16 protein-coding genes are annotated in these 17,919 nt (G+C 57.6%); 7 read left to right on the top strand and 9 right to left on the bottom strand.

The genetic code is table 11. From position 1 onward, the window contains the following. Positions 1-225: 225 nt before the first annotated feature. From LAO21_22300 to LAO21_22290, 3 genes are all read right to left on the bottom strand, one after another. A complete protein-coding gene (locus LAO21_22300) occupies positions 226-675 on the bottom strand; it encodes a hypothetical protein (protein ID MBZ5555450.1) in 450 nt (149 codons plus the stop codon). A gap of 79 nt (positions 676-754) precedes the next feature. Continuing rightward, complete coding sequence (locus LAO21_22295; GenBank protein MBZ5555449.1) at positions 755-1,042, bottom strand: hypothetical protein; 288 nt, start codon at positions 1,040-1,042, stop codon at positions 755-757. Further along, on the bottom strand, positions 1,008-1,325 hold the full coding sequence (locus tag LAO21_22290) for a BrnT family toxin (protein ID MBZ5555448.1): 318 nt from the start codon (positions 1,323-1,325) through the stop codon (positions 1,008-1,010). Before LAO21_22290 ends, LAO21_22295 begins: the two co-directional genes overlap by 35 nt. 770 nt (positions 1,326-2,095) lie before the next feature. Here LAO21_22290 and LAO21_22285 point away from each other — a divergent pair. Further along, complete coding sequence (locus tag LAO21_22285) at positions 2,096-2,749, top strand: hypothetical protein (protein MBZ5555447.1); 654 nt, start codon at positions 2,096-2,098, stop codon at positions 2,747-2,749. Positions 2,750-2,772: 23 nt separating this feature from the next. Here LAO21_22285 and LAO21_22280 read toward each other — a convergent pair whose 3' ends face one another. Beyond that, complete coding sequence (locus LAO21_22280) at positions 2,773-4,815, bottom strand: carbon starvation protein A (protein ID MBZ5555446.1); 2,043 nt, start codon at positions 4,813-4,815, stop codon at positions 2,773-2,775. 127 nt (positions 4,816-4,942) lie between these two features. Then, entirely contained in the window at positions 4,943-5,335 is a 393-nt protein-coding gene (locus tag LAO21_22275) for a hypothetical protein (protein ID MBZ5555445.1), read from the bottom strand. Positions 5,336-5,682: 347 nt separating this feature from the next. On the opposite strand from LAO21_22275, the gene LAO21_22270 reads away from it, so the two are divergent. From LAO21_22270 to LAO21_22255, 4 genes are all read left to right on the top strand, one after another. Next, the gene (locus tag LAO21_22270) at positions 5,683-6,033 is read left to right on the top strand and encodes a hypothetical protein (protein MBZ5555444.1); all 351 of its coding nucleotides are present in this window, start codon (positions 5,683-5,685) and stop codon (positions 6,031-6,033) included. 44 nt (positions 6,034-6,077) lie between these two features. Further along, positions 6,078-6,446 carry a PadR family transcriptional regulator gene (locus LAO21_22265; GenBank protein MBZ5555443.1) on the top strand — a complete coding sequence of 123 codons (369 nt, stop codon included), beginning with the start codon at positions 6,078-6,080 and terminating at the stop codon, positions 6,444-6,446. 15 nt (positions 6,447-6,461) lie between these two features. Further along, positions 6,462-9,119 (top strand): ABC transporter permease, encoded by a 2,658-nt coding sequence (locus LAO21_22260; GenBank protein MBZ5555442.1) that lies wholly within the window; start codon positions 6,462-6,464, stop codon positions 9,117-9,119. A 92-nt stretch (positions 9,120-9,211) separates the two neighbouring features. Further along, positions 9,212-10,174 carry a sulfurtransferase gene (locus LAO21_22255; GenBank protein ID MBZ5555441.1) on the top strand — a complete coding sequence of 321 codons (963 nt, stop codon included), beginning with the start codon at positions 9,212-9,214 and terminating at the stop codon, positions 10,172-10,174. A 154-nt stretch (positions 10,175-10,328) separates the two neighbouring features. Here the strand turns inward: LAO21_22255 and LAO21_22250 are convergent, their stop codons facing one another. From LAO21_22250 to LAO21_22240, 3 genes are all read right to left on the bottom strand, one after another. Next, the gene (locus LAO21_22250; GenBank protein MBZ5555440.1) at positions 10,329-11,339 is read right to left on the bottom strand and encodes a hypothetical protein; all 1,011 of its coding nucleotides are present in this window, start codon (positions 11,337-11,339) and stop codon (positions 10,329-10,331) included. 118 nt (positions 11,340-11,457) lie between these two features. Continuing rightward, positions 11,458-12,348, bottom strand: a complete 891-nt coding sequence (locus tag LAO21_22245) for a methyltransferase domain-containing protein (protein ID MBZ5555439.1) — start codon at positions 12,346-12,348, stop codon at positions 11,458-11,460. Further along, positions 12,345-12,602 (bottom strand): hypothetical protein, encoded by a 258-nt coding sequence (locus tag LAO21_22240; GenBank protein MBZ5555438.1) that lies wholly within the window; start codon positions 12,600-12,602, stop codon positions 12,345-12,347. The genes LAO21_22245 and LAO21_22240 overlap by 4 nt, the downstream gene beginning before the upstream one ends. A 203-nt stretch (positions 12,603-12,805) precedes the next feature. Between LAO21_22240 and msrA the strand changes: the two genes are divergently transcribed. Both msrA and LAO21_22230 read left to right on the top strand, forming a co-directional pair. Continuing rightward, positions 12,806-13,486: a peptide-methionine (S)-S-oxide reductase MsrA gene (msrA, locus tag LAO21_22235; GenBank protein ID MBZ5555437.1), complete on the top strand. Its 681-nt coding sequence runs from the start codon at positions 12,806-12,808 to the stop codon at positions 13,484-13,486. Positions 13,487-13,623: 137 nt separating this feature from the next. Beyond that, a complete protein-coding gene (locus LAO21_22230) occupies positions 13,624-14,916 on the top strand; it encodes a hypothetical protein (protein MBZ5555436.1) in 1,293 nt (430 codons plus the stop codon). A 69-nt stretch (positions 14,917-14,985) separates the two neighbouring features. On the opposite strand, the gene LAO21_22225 is transcribed toward LAO21_22230, so the two are convergent. Continuing rightward, positions 14,986-17,139, bottom strand: a complete 2,154-nt coding sequence (locus LAO21_22225; protein ID MBZ5555435.1) for an AsmA family protein — start codon at positions 17,137-17,139, stop codon at positions 14,986-14,988. Positions 17,140-17,919 lie beyond the last annotated feature (780 nt).

Raw genomic sequence — 17,919 nt, 5'->3', positions numbered from 1 at the left:
CGGTCCAATCGAAGGCAGCTCCGCCCCAGGCTTGGACATCGATTCCCAGGTGCCGCTTGTACCAAGCCTGCAGTGATGGAGCGTCTTTGGCCTTGAAGAAGATGCCGCCGATGCCAGTGACTCGTTTCATGTGACCTCCTATGCGTGGTGGTGGTGAGAGGAATATTTCTTCCGCGGCCTAACGAGCAGCGCGTCCGCTGCATGCCGTTGTTAGGCCGCCATCGATCATTTCTGTTCAACTGCGGACTTAATATCGTTTAGGTCTTGCAGGAGGGCCTTTTTCGCCACGCCCTTGAACAGTAACCCCATTGGGATTGACATTAATCTTGCACCGATACCTTGTGGCTTGGAATCATGAGAACTGGTCAACATCATGCCGCCACTGCTCTCTGAAATACTCATGGTGGATAAGAATACAAATCCATCACTTTCCGCTCTGGTTTTGTAGAACTCGTTCTCAGCAGCATCAGTGATCCACTTTTCCGCGGTAGCTGGCTTGCCGAATAGCATTCGGGTCTCTCGCCACTTTAGTCCTACGAGCCCGTTTGCCGGTTTTTCGAGAACCTCAATGTTTTGGATTCCGCTGATGGTTTCCGAGGCGTTCTCGATGTTGGTGATTGCGGCCCAGATCGCCGCCTTGGATCCGTTGATGGTTACCCGTGCTTCAACGATCATGGTGTTTCTCCTAGGGTTCGAGTGATGATCTACAGCCCATGGGCAACACGGGGCGTCGATATCGGCGGTGACGCGCGGGTTAGGCCGTTCGCAGTTCAGCAATCGCCGAGGAAATCACCTCCTCGGCAACCCCATAACGGCGCAGGCTCTTCACCAGGTCATTGAGCTTGGGCCGGCTTTCGATTTTCTCCAGATCTCGCCGCAAACCTTGGCCGATGTAAGCGCGAATCAGAGGCTGGTAGCCGGAGAAACCGAGAAGAGGGGCGATGCGCTTCAGTTCCTTGATTACATCTCCCGGCATCCGAATGGTGATACTGGTCATGGGCCGATCCTTACGGAGACGCGCCCGCAATTCCCTGCTCTTCATAGGTCTTTCTTTCCCTTAAAGTGATGGGTCGAGCGGAGATGATGCGGACGGCCTCTGGGCGGAACACGTAAATGACTTTCAGGAGTCTCCAGTCGCTGGTCATGCCGACGGCGGCCTCGCGCTCTTCCCCGCTAACGACTTCGGTTTCGATCAGACGTACGAAGGGATCAAAGAAGATCTCACAAGCTGTTTCGAAGGCAATCCCATGCTTCTGGAGGTTGGTTTGCGCCTTTCTTCGATCCCAAACGAAACTAATCCCGCTCAGACGATAGACGACGTCCATGTGTGATTATGAGGGAGCGTATGTACAAAGTCAATACTATACAGATCGGCCTAACATTAAATGGATTGATCCGCATATCCTGCGGAATATGGGTTTTCGGTCCGCTTAATACGCCATTGATTCCGCCAATACTTCTGCGATAAAGTTTTCAATATCATCTACTGGCGTTCCATGTTGCTTTTTATCATGGCGTCTTATGCCGATCGGTATAACATCCCCCTGTCTTATTTCAAAGCTCGTCAAACGGACTGCGAACTCCATGCCACCCCGAGTCAGAATATGAGCTTAGATCGTAGTTGCGGTCACATCCAGATGAACAAAGAGTTCTTGGATCGTTCAAATGCCTTGCCCTGATTCAAACCGCCGTGTCTCAACAAAATGAGGAAATGCGAGGAATGCTCCACCCCAATGATCTCTACTTTCGTACTTCTTCTTTACCGTTCAGTTCGGGGAATGGGATCGTGTAATCGAAAGCTTCAGGTGGCAAGCCGGCCGCTACTTTTTGTTCCGAGGGGCCAACGTGGGGGTCGGCTAGCCGGGAGAAAGTTTAAGACTTGCCGGACGCAAGTTCAATAAGAAACTGCCGGTGGCGAGATATGCGATATATCCAAGTGGTGTCATTACCGAATGATCGCTCTACAACTCCATTTGCAATGCGGTCTCGTTGTAATACTATGGGGTCGCTCATGCGGGCCATGAAATCGTAATGAAAATCAATTATTGCCCAATCATGCCATCGACGATTCCTCTTGATGCCGGGGGCGCCTTCTATGTCTAACACCGTCGGCCTGAGCGTATTCATTCTTGCAGTGATCCTCTTTCTGGGCTGGTTTGCGGTGGGCACGCAGCTCAACATCCGAAAAGGGGAGCGAATCTTACGCTGGTTGCAGGAGGGGATGCGCCTGGCCGGTGAAAAAACAACTTTGCGATGGCTGGGTTCTTCCGCAGTCGAGCTGAAGGTACAAAAACCGAAGGCCCCGTTTCAACAGGTGGAAATCTTCATTGTTCTTGAACCGCGCGATGTCCCTTTCATCCGATGGTTCTTTCGCGCTCGAGGCCGCCGCGATCTGTTTATTATCCGCATCGAGTCGGCTGACACGCCGAAGTTCGAGCTTGAGATATTGGACGAAGGGGCATGGTCGACCCGGGACGCCCGCGCCGAGGTACAGCGCAAGCACTGGGCGTGGTCGAAGGTCGAGACCGGCCCCGGATCAGCGTTGACCGCATACGCGCAGGGCGTGGGGGCAGCAGAGGCCGCCCCCAGGCTGCTCGATCTGGCCACTCTTCCGGGTTGCTCTGTTGTGCGGCTGGCCGTCCATAGCGCCACCCCGACCCTGGAAGTCCAGTGGCAACTGGCCGGTCTGGAGACGCTCTCGTCACAACAGGTTTTCGAGAAGCTGCGTCAGATGACCGAGCTGTTGTAAAAAAGACCCCGAAAGGCCCCCCCTTACTTCGACGCCAGAGCAGGCGCCGGCGCTACCGCGGGTGAAGCGCTCATCCGACGCCACGCCTTCCAGGCATCCCAGGCGATGAAGAGGGCGGCGATAAAGAGCAGCGCCGCGACGGCGATCATGGCGATGGCGCCGACGGTATTGATCGGCTCCTTGGCGACATTGGGGTTCGACAACACACTGGCATACAGGTTGTACGCCGTCACCAGGGTTGCTGCCATCGTGGTGACATACATGAACAGCATTGGATACATCGCGTAGGCCGGATTGCGTCCGGTCGAGCGCAGCCACAGGGTCACGATCAGCAGGCTCAGTGCCGCCATCAACTGGTTCGATGCCCCGAACAACTGCCACAGGTAAATCCAGGTTCCGCTCAACACCAGCAACAGGGCCAGCAGCATGGAAACGATCGCGGTGACGTGCGGGTTCTTAAATCCCACCCACCACTCTCCCAGCCACTCTCCCAGCGTCACCCGCATCAATCGAAAGACGAGCTGGACGACCGTCAGCACGATGATCACGAAGGTTCCGAATCCGAGCGCAGTGCCATAGGCCTGAGGAATCGCCCCGAATGAAACTAGGTTGAGCAGTTTGCCCACACCCGAAGCGAAAGCCCCGCCCCCCACGCCGCCCGCTATGGAGACGGCAATGAGCGACAACATGGCCAGCGCATTCTCGCTGAACATCGCCCCGCCGCCCACGGGCAGGGCATCGGTCTCATATTCAAGCTGGCGCGCGGTCCCCACCGATCCGATCAACACATGCCATCCGGAAATGGCTCCACACGCAATGGTCACAAAGAGCATGGGCCAGAACGGTTGAATGGCCGCCAGGGTCTGTCCCGCGGCTTTGGTCATGGGCATCCAGGTGGTAAAGACCTTCGTGGTGAAGGTCACCGCCTGCAGCTTGTCGACGTATCCAAACAGGCCGAGCGCCCCTCCCAGCAGCGCTCCTAGTGCAGAAAGTACAATAGTGAGGGAGGTCACCCAGAACCCGATGTAATTCACCGGTTGAGCAAAACGCCAGATTGGCAGCAGCGTCCCCAGGTAGCAGAATCCGAACAGGAACAGACACCAGAAGACGAACGACGGGAGCATGCGGATCTCGCCGCTCGGGTCCTTGTACTTGGGAGTGACCTTGCCTTGCTCGTCAATCATCATGGCGCCGAGCCGTGGATCCGCGCCGGTGGGATCAACTACTTTGTACATGGCCTGGCCGCCGGTGATCCGGTTGATGGCGTTGTCAAGACGGTTGACGGCGGAGTTGATGGGCCCGACAAAAGCCAGGGCGGTGGCGGGCTTGCCGTTCGCGCCTGTCCCTTGCTTGGGCAACGCACCCCAAGCGCCGATGGCCATCGAGCCCAGCGTAATGACCACAGCAACCAGCGTGACCAGAATGAGATCCATCTTCCAACGATAAAGCATCTGCCCGGCCAGCAGTCCCATGATCGCCAGCATCAGGATGCCGAACGGAACGTCGGCGCGGGGATCGAGGATGCCTGCCAGAATGCCGACAAAGGCCCCCGCCAGCAGGAGCAGGTAGAAGAAAATGAAGACGAAAAGAATGACGCGGGCGCGGGGGGCAATCAGCCGGTGGGCAATGGCCGAAAGCGAGTTGCCATCGTTTCGCACGGCCACCATGATGGCCGAATAATCGCTGGCCCATCCCAGGAAGGTCACCCCGAGAATCAGCCAGAGGATGGAAGGAAACCACCCCCACAGGTTGACGGCCGTGATGACGCCGACGATGGGTCCGGCGGCTGCGATGGACTTGAAGTGATAGCCGTACAGTACGCCCCGGCTGGTGGGCATGAAATCTACGCCGTCCATGTACATTTTTGCGGGCGTGGCCTTCTTGGCATCGGGCTTGATAATGTCTCGATCAATGCGCCGGGCATAGAGGTTGTAGGCGAGATAGATCATGAACCCACCCAGCAACGCCATGATCGCTGCATTCATCGATTTGCCCAATAGAGGGACGCCCCCGGCCACCACGACCGGTATTGCGATGAGGATCAGAATCGCCGTCCAGAGTTTCATCACAAGCCTCCAAATTTTGGAATGGAAAGTTACGTCTCGCAACCCTCGACCGGAGCGGAGGACCGGAGGATTGGACACGCATGGTTCTTCGAGAAGAATACCGGTCTGAGATGCAGCCGGCTTGGAATTATTGGCCGAACCGGGCAGCGACCTGGCGGCCAATCAGGGGATTGGCGCGATCCAAATCGAAGCCGGTTATTTTGTCTTTGCAGTTAACAATGATCGCTGGGTACTCGCGCACCCCGTAGCGGAGTGACTTGATAAAGCCTTCGATCGAACCCGCATCAATGATCTTGAAAACAACGCGATCCTCAAATGCCCCGGCTGTCCGAATCACCCATTCTGAAACGTCCTGGTATTGTTTTTTCAAGTCTTCAGGGAGGGATGAATCGATCTGGTCCTTGCGGATACTTCGGGTGGAGCCAGTTTGCTGCAGCACGAACTCACAGGGCCGGCAATTGAGAAAGACGGTGGGCGCGTGGATGAGCACTTCGACCTGAACCGGTTTCGGCTCATCCATAACTCCTCCTTTTATACTGCTTTTATCATGGGAGAATTGCAGAAGTCAAATCACAGGGAACGGGAAAACCATGCCGTCGCGACTCGTTGGATGACATTCCCCCTCCACGGACTGTCCGGTTCTGGGATGGGGAGATTTCGCTTCCGAACACCGGTGTCTGGAGATATGACTCTCCTCCTCGCCACAACCTGTTAAATTTCAAATAGAAAATGACCCTGGTGGATTGGCAGAAAAGGTGCTCTCCATCAGTTCGACACTAAACCTCAGTAGTAACGACTTTAGTCGTTTACTAATCTTGGGCTCAAGATTCTTCGAGCCGGCGCTCACGGGCGTGAGGAGGGAGACCGATGGATTCCCTGGTAAAGGATCTCAAGGTTGCTTTCCGGATGCTCTTGAAGAATCCGGGATTCACCGTGTTCGTGGTCCTGACGCTGGCCCTGGGCATTGGGGCAAACGCCGCGATCTTTAGTGTCATCAATGCCGTTCTGTTGAGACCCTTGCCCTACCCTGATCCGGACCGCCTGGTCCTGGTGTGGGAAAGCACTCTTCGCGACCCCACCAACAAGGTTTCTGCACCGAATTTTTTCGACTGGCGACGGCAGAATCGCGTGTTTGAAAACATGGTGCTGTTCGACTCCGCGGGAACAGGTTACAACCCGAATTATTCTCTTGACATACTATGTCGTCAGTCGATATAGTGCGCGGCGACATAATTATTCAAAAACGTCAAGAGAGAGGGTCTATGAACCCGACAGATGAAACGAACGAGTTCCCATTGCCTCTGACCGCGGCCATGTTTCAGGTGCTGCTGTCACTGGCTGACGGGGAGAAGCATGGTTATGCCATCCTGAAGGACGTGGCCGAACAGACCCACGGCGAAGTCAAACTCAGTACCGGAACCTTGTACGGGATCATCAAGCGCCTGCTTGCGGAAGGGATGGTCCTCGAGTGCCGGCGCCGCCCGGCGCGCGAGCACGACGACGCCCGCCGGCGTTACTACCAGCTGACCGACTGGGGTCGCCAGGTCGCGGTCTCCGAGGCGGAGCGCATGGAAAAGCTGATCGTGATGGCCCGCGTGAAACACCTGCTGAAGGCGCCGAAACCTGCCTGAGAAGGGAGCCTGGATATGAGTCCTGATGATCAATCGTTCTCCCAACGTGCTTTTCGCATGCTGCTCCGCGTCTTTCCCGTGGATTTTCGGGAAAACTTCGGAGGCGAGATGGAGGCTGTCTTTCATGAGCAACGCCACGATGTGGATCGCGAAGGGGGAGTCATGGGACTAGTGCGGCTTTGGTGGGAAACCCTTGTAGGAATCTTTACGACGGCGCCGCGGGAGCATCTCTCCATGCTGCGGCAAGATGTGAAATACGCGTTTCGGATGATGTGGGCCAACCCCGGCTTCACCCTGGTGGCGGTCCTCACCCTGGCCCTCGGCATCGGCGCCAACACCGCCATCTACAGCGTCATCCACGCCATTCTCCTGAAGCCGTTGCCGTATTCCCAGGGGAACCAGCTGGTCATGATCACGCAGGAGGCCCCCAAGCTCGGGGATTCGAACGTCCCGTTTTCAGCCGCCGAAATCAAGGACTATCGCGAACAGAACAACACCCTGAGTGGACTCGTGGAGTATCACAGCATGAACTTCATCCTGCTGGGACACGGTGAAGCGCGACGGGTCCGGACGGGGGTAGTGTCTGCAGGCTTTTTCGATCTTTTTGGAGTCCGGCCGGTGCTCGGGAGAACGTTCCTGGATTCCGATGAAGAACACGGCGCCCCGGCCGTCCTGATTCTCAGCTATGAGTACTGGCAGCGGTTTCTCGGCGGGGATCCCGACATCGTCGGAAAGACCTTCGAGATGAACGACCGGATCCACACGGTCGTGGGTGTCTTGCCACCGGTTCCCCAGTATCCCAACGAGAATGACGTGTACATGCCAACCTCCGCGTGCCCGTACCGCTCGTCAGCGGCCTTTACGGAGCACCGGGACCAGCGCTTGATGCGGGCCTTCGGGCGGTTGAAGCCGGGGGTCAGCCTCGATCAGTCCCGTGCCGACATGGGTTCGATTGCGTCGCGGCTGGGAAAAGCATACCCTGAATTTTATCCCGCCAACTCGGGCTATACCTCGGTCACCTCCTCGTTGCGGGAAGAACTGACGCACCAAGCCCGGCCGACGCTGCTGGTGCTCCTCGGCGCAGCGGGCTTCGTCCTCCTCATCGCGTGTGCCAACGTGGCCAACATGACACTCGCCCGCATGGCGAAACGGGAGCGTGAACTGGTGGTTCGTTCCGCGCTGGGAGCCAACCTGAGCCGGTTGCTGCGCCAACTGGTCACCGAGAGTTCACTCATCGGCCTGCTGGCCGCCGGCCTGGGATTGTTGATGGCCAGCGGAAGCCTCAAACTGCTGGTGGAGTTTGCGGCCCGGCTGACTCCGCGCGCCCGCGAGATCCGCATTGATGGCCCGGTCCTTCTCTTCACCATGCTGGCGGCCTTCGGCACCAGCGTCTTTTTTGGTTCGGTCTCGGCGTTTTCCTCGCGGGACGACATTGCATCGAGGTTGAAAGAAGGGAGCAATCAATCGACCGGTGGAAGGGGTCGAAAGCGGGCCCGCAGCGTACTGATTGTTCTGCAGGTGGCCTTCTCGATCATGTTGCTCGTCGGCGCTGGCCTCCTGATGCGAAGCTTGATGAAGCTCCAGAGAGTGGATCCGGGCTTCGTCCCCCAAAATGTCCTGAGCCTGGGGTTCAACCTGAACTGGTCGAAGTACCAAAAATCAGAGCAGATTCTGGACTACGCCCGGCGGCTGCTCCAGAAGGTGCAGACCCAGCCGGGGACGGTGTCGGTGGCGGTCTCTTCGGGGTTTCCCATGGACCCTGACGGTATCCTGGCACGGGGTCCGGGATCAAATCGATTCCTGGTGGAAGGAAGTCCCTCCCTGCAGGAGGAAGTTAATCCGGTATCCGCCATCCGTGCCGTCACCCCGGACTACTTCAAAACCCTCGGCATCCCCCTGGTCAAAGGGAGAGAATTTGCAGAAACCGACAGTGAGAAAGCTCCAGCGGTGGCGGTCATCAACCGGTCTCTGGCGCGTCATCATTGGAAAGATGGAGACCCCATCGACAAACGGATCTCCTTCGATAAGGGAAAGAGCTGGCTGATGATTGTCGGTGTGGTGGGAGACGTCAAGGAGTTTGGTCTCAATAAAGAACCGGCGGATGAGCTCTATTTGCCGATGGCCCAGAACCCCTCTGTCGGCAGTGTGATCGTGCGTGCCAACGGGGATCCCATGAATCTGGCGAACCAGCTGCGCCGGACGATTCACGAGCTCGATCCCGAAACGGCCATTACCAATGTGATGACGCTGGAGCAGGCACGCAATGACACCTTGGCCTCTCCCCGGGTGATGACGAATCTTCTCGGTCTGTTTGCCGCCCTGGCACTTGTGATCGCAGGAGGTGGCATTGGGGGCATCCTGGCCCTTACCGTCAGCCAGCGCATTCATGAAATCGGCATTCGCATGGCCCTGGGGGCAAAGACCTCCGATGTGATCAGAATGGTGGTCGGCCAGGGCTTTTGGGTGGTCATGCTGGGCGTGGGACTGGGACTGGTGGGGGCCTTGGCCCTGACCGACCTTCTCAGATCGTTGCTTTTTGAAGTGACGCCGACAGATCCCCTGACCTTCGTTGCAGCCGCGGCTTTATTGGTGGGCGCTGCCCTGGGGGCTTGTTATTTGCCCGCGCGCCGGGCGACGCGGGTTGATCCGCTGGTAGCACTTCACTATGAATGAGAAGATTCGAAGTAATCGCTGAAAGATCCTTCCGGCTGGCGGTGACAAGCGGAAGGAGACGCCTCTTACCAGGGTTGCCAAGGAGAAATGCCATGAGAAAAGCGTTCTTGTTTCTTGCGCTACTGAGCCTGGGGATAAGCAGCGGATTTGCCCAATGTGATCCGGCGACCCCGGTCACGATGAATGAGGAAGGATCCTCGAGTAAAGGCTCCCTCAACAAAAGTTCTTTGCTGGTCTCAACAACGTGGCTAGTGGAACATCTGAAAGACCCTTCTCTGGTGCTGATCCAAATCGGCCAGAAAGAGGGTTACGAGGCCGGACACATTCCCGGCGCGCGTTTCCTCTCTTATATGGATATATCAACGCCTTCCGGGAAGGGCCTTACGCTCGAGCTTCCAAAGATTGATGAGCTGAAGTCAACACTGGAAAAGATCGGAATTTCCGACAATTCGCGGATAGTTCTTTATTATGGCAGCGACTGGGTGTCGCCCACCACAAGGGTGTTTTTTACGCTGGATTATATCGGGCTGGGCGGGCAGACCTCGATTCTGGATGGCGGACTCCCGGTCTGGCGCGCCGAAGGTCATCCGATTACCAAAGAGGTCCCCCGGATCCAACCGGGCTCGGTAACTCCACACCCCCGATCCTCAATCGTCGTCGATGCCGCCTGGGTGAACTCCAATTTGAATAACCATTCGGTGGCGATCGTTGATGCCAGGGCGCCGGAGTACTATTCCGGGACCAGTGCGGGTCGAATGAAGCGCGCCGGTCATATCCCCGGCGCAGTGAATATCCCGTATTCGAGCCTCCTGGATGACTCCAATAAAATCAAGACTCCAGATGAGCTTCGGGCCGCGTTTCAGGCCGCGGGGATCACGCCGGGCCGCCACATCGTTTCCTACTGCCATATTGGACAGCAGGCCACGGTGGTTTATTTTGTGGCGAAATACCTGGGATTCGAGCCCAGTCTTTATGATGGATCATTTGAGGATTGGAGCGGACGCGCGGAATTGCCGGTCACGACGGCGGGGCCGGGGGAGAGTGGACGGAAATGAGAGGGGAGTGAGCTTGATTTCTGAAAGCGAGCGTACATCGTAAGAGTGAGGAGGGTCCTTTGCCTTGAGATTTGCCCTCAATGCCCTTCAGTGAAAGTGGAATGGAACAGGGGCAGTTGACAGACTGGAAAGCGGCAGACCGTCCTCCCTCCCTCTAAGGTATTGTATAGAACGAGCAACTCACATCACAAAGAATGACCTGCTTGCCATCCGCCGACCAGCCATAAGCAGGGGTGTGGTCTCCTGCTTGCGGGAACACCCTTATGATCTTCTTTTGTGAGACCGAGAAAACATCAATCTCGTTGAGTCTCCCCTCCTTCTCCGTATCCTCGGAAAGGTACAGAGCAAGGAGCAAATCATCATTCACGGGATTCCACTCCGGGTTGTCCCACAAGGCGCCCTGGCGTGAGCCTCTCTTTTTGCGTTCTGGCAGCCTCAAGACAGTAGGGCCGGTTGAACCCCGTTGAATCAGAGTATCGCCCTCACCAATCTCATGCTTGGGGATGTAGCTGTACTTGCGGTTTGCTGAGACTATGCGCTCCCGCTGTGTTTTCGACGGAATCACACGACGCAATAACTGCCCGTTAAGGCCGTATACCAAGACTTTCCGGGTCGTGCCACCCTCTTGTTCTGCCCGTATAGTGTCTGTTTTCACATCGAACCGGACTAGAGCGGGTGGGCCGAATCGAATGGTCTTCATTTTCTTTTGGGGAAGGTCGATGATCGTGGCGGCTTCCACCTCCACGTCCTCACCCGGGATACTCAGGATGATGACATGCGATTCATCGCTACTCCAGTAAATGGCAGCCAATTCGGTGGACTCAAGTTGCCCGTCAAATTGCGACCGACCTTCATCATCCTGGACCGCGATGCGGTAGGACCTATTAACGATCGCTACCGATCGTCCTTTCGGCGAAGGCGTCACGCTCTCTATTCGACCCTCCGCAAACTCCCTTACGCTGCCATTGGATATGATGATGCGGCAAAAACCGACGCTGGCTTGAAGGCCGAGCCGTCGCCCTTCGTTGTATCGATAGAGCTCTCGAAAGGGATGCTGGCAACCCGCCGGCAGAGGGATGGTACGAACCGGATTCTCCGGCGACTGTCCACTCAGGGGGACTGAAAACACCATAACGCCGCACAAGAGCCAGGAGTATCTCCGCATTAGTAGACCTGGAAGCTTTGGTAGCCGGGATCCCGTTCTTGGGGATCCCGGCTACCCAAGCACACCATTTCGCGAGATGCTTTCATGTGTCACTGTAATTTATCATCCTCAATAATTGCTATTCTGCCGTCCGCGCTGCACCCTCGAGCCCTGTCGCCACTTCAGCGCTGCTGAGACAAACCTCGCGGCCGTGGACCAGGCAGGTGTCGGCCGGCTCGTGAAAATCCCGCCGCACCGACTTCAATTTCATCAGCGCCCCCGTGGCGATGGCCTTTCCAAGAACCAGCTCCAACTCCGGATCGCGCACGCTCGAGCATGAATAGATAGCCACATAGGTAACGATGTCGGCGGTGAAGTCGCCGCGCTTGCGGACGATCTTTACCATGACGCCCTGGCCCAATCCCGTGGTTCCCCGGGCGACCGTGATAGGGAGGACCATGCGCCCGCCCTGGCCTAACCGCTCAAGCCAGGGAGGATGCGGATGGGTCACTCCGGCGTTGATGAGCATGGCATCGCAGCGGCCCGGATCAACGGTTGCGCCGTCCCCGGCGTGCACCGTTACATTAGGATAATCAGCCAGGTTCTCCTTGGCGCGGGCCGCCAGACCGGCGTCCACCTCAACGGCCACGAGGCTGCCGCCCGCTCCCACCACTTCGGCCATGATCGCCGTGTAGTAGCCGACGCCGCAACCCAGGTGGAAGACACGATCCCCTGCCTTCAGGTTCAGCGCATTGATCCAGTGCGCCAACGAGCCGGGTTGACCGTTGCTCAGGTTGCGAGCGGCGTCGAGCGAGATCAGTACATTGTGATAAAGATGGCGCGGGTCGTCGATGGTCGTGTGGACGGCTCCCCCTCGGGCCAGGTCGGGAAACGCGATCTGCCAAGGTCCGGGGCCGAGATACTTCTCCCTTGGCACACGCGCAAAAGCCTCGATGAGCGCGGGTGAGGTGATATTGGCCGCAAAGCGGATTTCATCGGCGTAGAAACGCCGATAGTCGTCGAAAGTCATGGGGTGGTGAGTATAACACGACAGCCGGAGACACGGTCATTCCCGATGTTGCTGAGCGCCGTTTTGAAACACATCAGGGTGCTGGAACGAGCGGCCTCGTGAGGCGCGAGATTCAGGGCCGGCAGCACCATTGCCGGCTCGTCGCCCGACCCCTGCAACGCGCCACGGCGTGGCTGGACCATTACCGCCGGTTCGGGGAGATCCGGCTGGACGCTCTGGAACAACACTTGGCTCGAAAGAAGCGGCACACTCACTAATTTAAGCTTCCGAACCGGGGCGCGCGGGTATAAAATCTAATCTCTTCCGACAATCCATTGGATTTCCACTTGAAGTGGAAATCCAAAATTGACAGGAAAGACGCTGCTTTCTCCGCGTGAAAGGGATAGCCCGGCTGGCCGCCATGGAAATCAACAGGCGGGCTCCGCCCGGGGATTGTTCGCAAGAAGGAGATCTCGAAATGTCCCGCTCTCTTGTCCGCAGGATGGCTTTCGTTTCCAGTTTGCTTGTTCTGGTTGTTTTGGAGGCGTGCAGCGCCTCCGGGGCGGCCTCCCTGAAGATACCCAATCCGGTCATCGACGACCCTCTGGCCGCGAAGGCGGGGAAACAGACCGTCGTCCTTGCCGGTGGATGCTTCTGGGGGATTCAGGCCGTGTTCGAACACGTGAAGGGGGTGAGCAGTGCGACCTCAGGATACTCCGGCGGCTCCGTTAAGAACCCGGATTATGAGGACGTGAGTTCGGGTGAGACGGGACATGCCGAATCGGTGAGAATCGTTTACGACCCTTCCCAGGTTTCGTTTGGCCAACTGCTCAAGGTGTTCTTCTCGGTGGCGCATGATCCCACGGAGCTCAATCGGCAGGGACCGGACACCGGCACGCAGTACCGCTCGGCCATCTTTTTCGCCAATGAAGGGCAACGACGTATCGCCCAAGCCTATATCGATCAGCTCAACCAGGGCAGGGCATTTTCGCGGTCGATCGTGACCCAGGTCGTGGCCCTGAGCGGATTTTATCCCGCCGAGGACTACCATCAGGATTATGCCGCCAAACATCCCCACAACCCTTACATCGTCTTCAACGATCTTCCGAAGGTCGAGCATCTTCGGCAGCAGCTTCCCGATTTGTATCGGGACAGGTGAAGAGGCGGGCCGGATGTGGCAGGAGCTTCATGTTCAGCGACTTCCGGAGTCGAGGGGACTTTGGAAGTGGTTCCATTCAACATTCAGCTGTAACTCCATCCGCTTTCAGAACTCAATCTAAATCACAGGAGGTGCTTATGAGAACTCTTCTTTGCACTCTCGCGCTCCTCGCATTGGGATTGCTCTTGATCGCTGCCGGGTCAGGGCCGGAGGAGGCCCCGGCGGCGTTTGATGGTGCCAGCAACGGTTTTGTAGATACCCCGACGCATCAGGTTGACCTGGGAATTTTTGACGGGGTCGAAGTGATCTCCGATGGGCTCGGCCCGATTTACAATGCCCAATCCTGCCGGGAGTGCCACCAGAGCCCGCAGTCGGGGGGTCTCAGCCAGGTCACGGAGTTGCGCGTGGGCCATCGAGACCACAAGGGGAACTTCGTCAATCCCAGTATTCCGATCGCGGATGGTAGCGTGCTGATCACTGGCCGGTCCCTCATCAATGATCGTGCCATTTGTCCGAATGGATCCTTCCCGGACCACGAAATCCAGGAACGTGTGCCGGAAACGGAGAATATCCGAACGCTCCGGACTTCATTGAACCTCCTGGGAGACGGGTTCGTGGAGGCGGTGTCGGATGCAACCTTCACGGAGATCGCGTCTCGCCAGTGCCGCGAAACGCACGGCAGGATCTGTGGCAAGGCCATTTCGGTGCCGGTGCTGGAGTCCCCCGGGAAATATGCCATTGGAAAGTTCGGCTGGAAGGACCAGCATGCCAGCTTGCTCTCCTTCGCCGCCGATGCGTACCTCAATGAAATGGGGATCACCAGCCGCCTTCAGCCCGATGAAATCACGAGCGTTTGCGACACGGTGAAGGACCCTGAAGACAAGACGGGGGATGACGGGCTGGCGGATATCGACCATTTTGCACGCTTCATGCGTGCCACCAAGGCTCCTCCGAGGGACGCCAAACTCGCCCAGACCGATGACGCAAAGAAGGGGTCGGAGCTTTTTGACTCCGTCGGTTGCGCGCGGTGTCATGTTCGCACCTTGCAGACCGAGCCGGCGGGAACGCAGATTAACGGGGGTGCGTTCACAGTCCCGACCGCCTTGGGCGCCAAGACGTTTCATCCCTTTAGTGATTTCCTGCTGCACGATGTGGGGACGGGCGACGGCATCTCAATTCCCGTCGAGGAACATTACGGGAAACTGTACCGGGACATGCAGCCGAAGTACGAATTGACTGCCAACCGGATGCGCACGCCGCCGCTGTGGGGCGTCCGCACCCGGAGCCGGCTCATGCACGACGGCACATCGCTCACCTTCACCGATGCCATCCTGCGGCACCGGGGAGAGGCCACGGTCGAGCGGCTCAAGTTCATCGCCTTGAAGGTTCGCGCGAAACAACAGCTCCTCGCGTTCCTGCGGTCGCTCTGAGGCCGCCGGATCATTTTGGATGGGTTGTTGACAGTGAAGCTCGTCCCAAAATTCAAACCGGTACGAATTTTACTTTGGTGGCGGTTGCGGTTTCTTCTTCTCGGGAATCAGCCCGCGCAGAAGCTGGTCAAGGGTATTGGCAGGGGTTGCGTTCTGCCCGGGCTGTTGGTCCTTGTTCGCCTCTTTCTTTCCCAACAACCCACCCAATAGCGTGGATATGCCGGCGGAGGGATTATCGGAGCTGGGGAGCAGTCCTTTGAGCTTCATCTGGGCCATCCGCTTGAGGTCGGGCGCATACTTCGGATTCTGGAAGGTACCGGTCACAATCGCGGGAATCACCAGCTCGCCCACACTGTTGGCCAACACGGTGTTCATGTACCCGCTGATGCTCGTGCCCCCCACCGTCTGACTGAACACCTTCGACAGGACGGCATTCATGCGTAGATCCAGGGTCTCGGTTGCGAGATTGGCGGTGCCGGTCGCCCCGATGTTTCCGATATCGAGCAGGGCCTGCAGGTCGTTCGTCTGGGCTATACCATTTTTGATTTGAATGTTCCCCGTCAAGCGGGAGATGTTGGTAGCCCCCTGGTCTTTTTGAGCCGACTTCAGGAACCCTCCAATCGAAGCCAGCTGGTAGCCAACATCCGTCCCCGCCACCCGCACGGTGGTGAAGTTCAAGCGCACATTCCCGTTGAGCTTTTTGAGGATTTCGGTCGAGGCCACCGACTCCAACGGGCCGGAGGCATTCAGGTCCGCATCGATGGTTCCCGAGCCGCTGATCTTATCGAGGCCGGTGACACCGCAGGCCTTGAGGATGCTCAGGAACTCCGGCAGTGTGGCAGAAGGAGCACGCAGCGCCGCATCCAGGGTAGGGGACTTCGATGCGTAGTTCTGAAGGACAAAGCGCACGTTGACCGTGGTCTTTCCGGAAGTGGCATCAAAGCTGTTGGAGCGAATTTCGGTCGGGGTCAGGGTCAGTTCCACCGAGCGAACTCCGACGGGCTGGGGGACCGCTTTGCCGGTGATCACCAGTCCCTGTCCCGTCAGCGTACCCGTGACGGTGGGATTGTTGGCTGGACCTTGAGCCCGAAGGTCGGCGCTGGTCCGTCCGTTCACAGTTGTGTCCCGTGAAAAGGCGACCCCGAAAGATGACGCCAACCGGGCAACCTCGAGGATGGAGACATTGCCGGCCTTTAAAATGAGGTCAAGGTGCACGGGGGTGGGTCGAGTGTTTACGGTACCGCTGATGGAGAATGGCGTTGGCCCGAGCTGGATGGTGGTCCGCTCAATACTGATCAGATCGCCTTTCAGATCGTCGGTTATTTCATAGGTGGCCAGGATGGGATAGTCAATGTCCTGGCCATGAACTCGCATCTTTTCTGCTTTCAAATCGCCCGCAACGGACACTTTGCCGGAAGTACTGTCGAGCTTGGCCGTTGCCGACAACATGCCATCGGCATTGGACAATGCGCCGATACCCAGGAACTTCTGCAATCCCGCAATGCCGACTTCCTTGAGGTTCAGCGTGCCGTGAAAAGGCGTTCCGGCCGGGTCGCCCTCTGACAGGGGACCCAATTCACCCTGGAGTTTTAGCTCCTGCGCGCCCTTGCCCGGCAGATGAGCCGCAACTTCAATGGAGAATGGCTTCCCCGAGGCATAATTCCGCAGAGTCAAATCGATATGGTCGTAGACGGTGCGCGCCTCGCCTTTCTGAAGGTCCGTCAGGGCTACCTGGCCGCCATGGACAGCAAGTTGGCCCAGAGAGAACGAAGGCGTTGAATCGCCGGACGGGGTCTGAGCGCCTGCCGATCCCGGCGAAGAAACTTGAGAGGGGCTGGAACCCAGCGAAGAGAAATTCCAGACTCCCTGGCTGTTCTTCACGAGCTCGACCTGCGGCTGCTGCAAATCGAGAGAGTCAATTTCGAAGTGTCCCGAGAGCAAAGGGAGCAGGTGAACGCTGACATCCAGCCGCTCGGCATGAACAAAGGGCTGGGATCCGCCGAATTTGGGATCTTCGCCGATCCGCAGGTTCTCAGCATGGAACCGGGGAGGCAACAATCCCAGGTTCATGTTCCCGAGGGTCACCGCCCTGCCGGTGCGCTGCTCCAACTCCGCCTGGATGCGTCCGCGATAGCGATTCACATCAAAAAGTGCCCACACTGCAACCGCTGCCAACACAATGATTGCAGCGACAATTCCGAGAATAATTCCCAGTTTTCGCATAGGCCCTCCCTCTATGAGTAGGGGCTTAGTCTAATCTCATCACAGAAAAAAGAAAATGGATTCGAATCGTGTCGACGGGTTCCGGGCTACCGGCCCGTTCCATCCCCGCCCCCGACCTACAAAGTTCACCCCCTTGGCGGTTCTGCGGTCCCAAGGGATCTGTATCCCTTGCTTTAGGCCCGTAGGGCTCGAAGAATGTAGCCCCGTCTGAAGCTCCGCGCTCTTTGCGGAGCGAGGGCGGGGTACCCATGAGAGAAAAGGTAAGAGCCCCGCTGGCGGGGCGAAACGATGTCCCACATCCAAGTTTGCCGAAGGTCCTATTCGATTCGTTGCACTCGGAAACAGTTCGCTCTCTCTTGCAGTAAAGAGATCGTCCGAGGGCGCTCCCGTAGCCAGGAAAACCTCCCGGGCTTCGATATCGCTTCGTGAATCCAACCGGGAGAGTTGGGCTCCACCAATGCGTGAAACGAGAAGGGGAAACGGGGGTGGAGAGAAAGCATTGCGGAGTGGAACATGGCAGGGAATTATTGCAGGGTTGTCGATAGATCCATTCGGTAGATTCTTTCGCCCCGCCAGCGGGGCTCCGATGTCATGGGGGGACCGGCACCCCACCCTCGCCCCGCCCCGCAAAGAGCGCGGGACGGAGCTTCAGGTGGGGCTACAATCTAACAGCCCTTCGGGCCTAAATGGGGGGACCGGCACCCCACCCTCGCCCCGCCCCGCAAAGAGCGCGGGACGGAGCTTCAGGTGGGGCTACAATCTAACAGCCCTTCGGGCCTA

This window comes from Terriglobia bacterium, from assembly GCA_020073085.1.
In the GTDB taxonomy this organism is placed as follows: domain Bacteria; phylum Acidobacteriota; class Terriglobia; order JAIQFV01; family JAIQFV01; genus JAIQFV01.
This window is presented reverse-complemented; position numbering and strand designations above follow the sequence as displayed.

Bases quoted from the DNA above. Each gene is read 5' to 3' on its own strand.
- LAO21_22245 (MBZ5555439.1), bottom strand. From the start codon at position 12,348: ATGACTTTCGACGACTATCGGCGTTTCTACGCCGATGAAATCCGCTTT.
- LAO21_22280 (MBZ5555446.1), bottom strand. From the start codon at position 4,815: ATGAAACTCTGGACGGCGATTCTGATCCTCATCGCAATACCGGTCGTG.
- LAO21_22260 (MBZ5555442.1), top strand. From the start codon at position 6,462: ATGAGTCCTGATGATCAATCGTTCTCCCAACGTGCTTTTCGCATGCTG.
- LAO21_22230 (MBZ5555436.1), top strand. From the start codon at position 13,624: ATGAGAACTCTTCTTTGCACTCTCGCGCTCCTCGCATTGGGATTGCTC.
- LAO21_22250 (MBZ5555440.1), bottom strand. From the start codon at position 11,339: ATGCGGAGATACTCCTGGCTCTTGTGCGGCGTTATGGTGTTTTCAGTC.
- msrA (MBZ5555437.1), top strand. From the start codon at position 12,806: ATGTCCCGCTCTCTTGTCCGCAGGATGGCTTTCGTTTCCAGTTTGCTT.
- LAO21_22270 (MBZ5555444.1), top strand. From the start codon at position 5,683: ATGGATTCCCTGGTAAAGGATCTCAAGGTTGCTTTCCGGATGCTCTTG.
- LAO21_22265 (MBZ5555443.1), top strand. From the start codon at position 6,078: ATGAACCCGACAGATGAAACGAACGAGTTCCCATTGCCTCTGACCGCG.
- LAO21_22300 (MBZ5555450.1), bottom strand. From the start codon at position 675: ATGATCGTTGAAGCACGGGTAACCATCAACGGATCCAAGGCGGCGATC.
- LAO21_22285 (MBZ5555447.1), top strand. From the start codon at position 2,096: ATGTCTAACACCGTCGGCCTGAGCGTATTCATTCTTGCAGTGATCCTC.
- LAO21_22295 (MBZ5555449.1), bottom strand. From the start codon at position 1,042: ATGAAGAGCAGGGAATTGCGGGCGCGTCTCCGTAAGGATCGGCCCATG.
- LAO21_22275 (MBZ5555445.1), bottom strand. From the start codon at position 5,335: ATGGATGAGCCGAAACCGGTTCAGGTCGAAGTGCTCATCCACGCGCCC.
- LAO21_22290 (MBZ5555448.1), bottom strand. From the start codon at position 1,325: ATGGACGTCGTCTATCGTCTGAGCGGGATTAGTTTCGTTTGGGATCGA.
- LAO21_22255 (MBZ5555441.1), top strand. From the start codon at position 9,212: ATGAGAAAAGCGTTCTTGTTTCTTGCGCTACTGAGCCTGGGGATAAGC.
- LAO21_22225 (MBZ5555435.1), bottom strand. From the start codon at position 17,139: ATGCGAAAACTGGGAATTATTCTCGGAATTGTCGCTGCAATCATTGTG.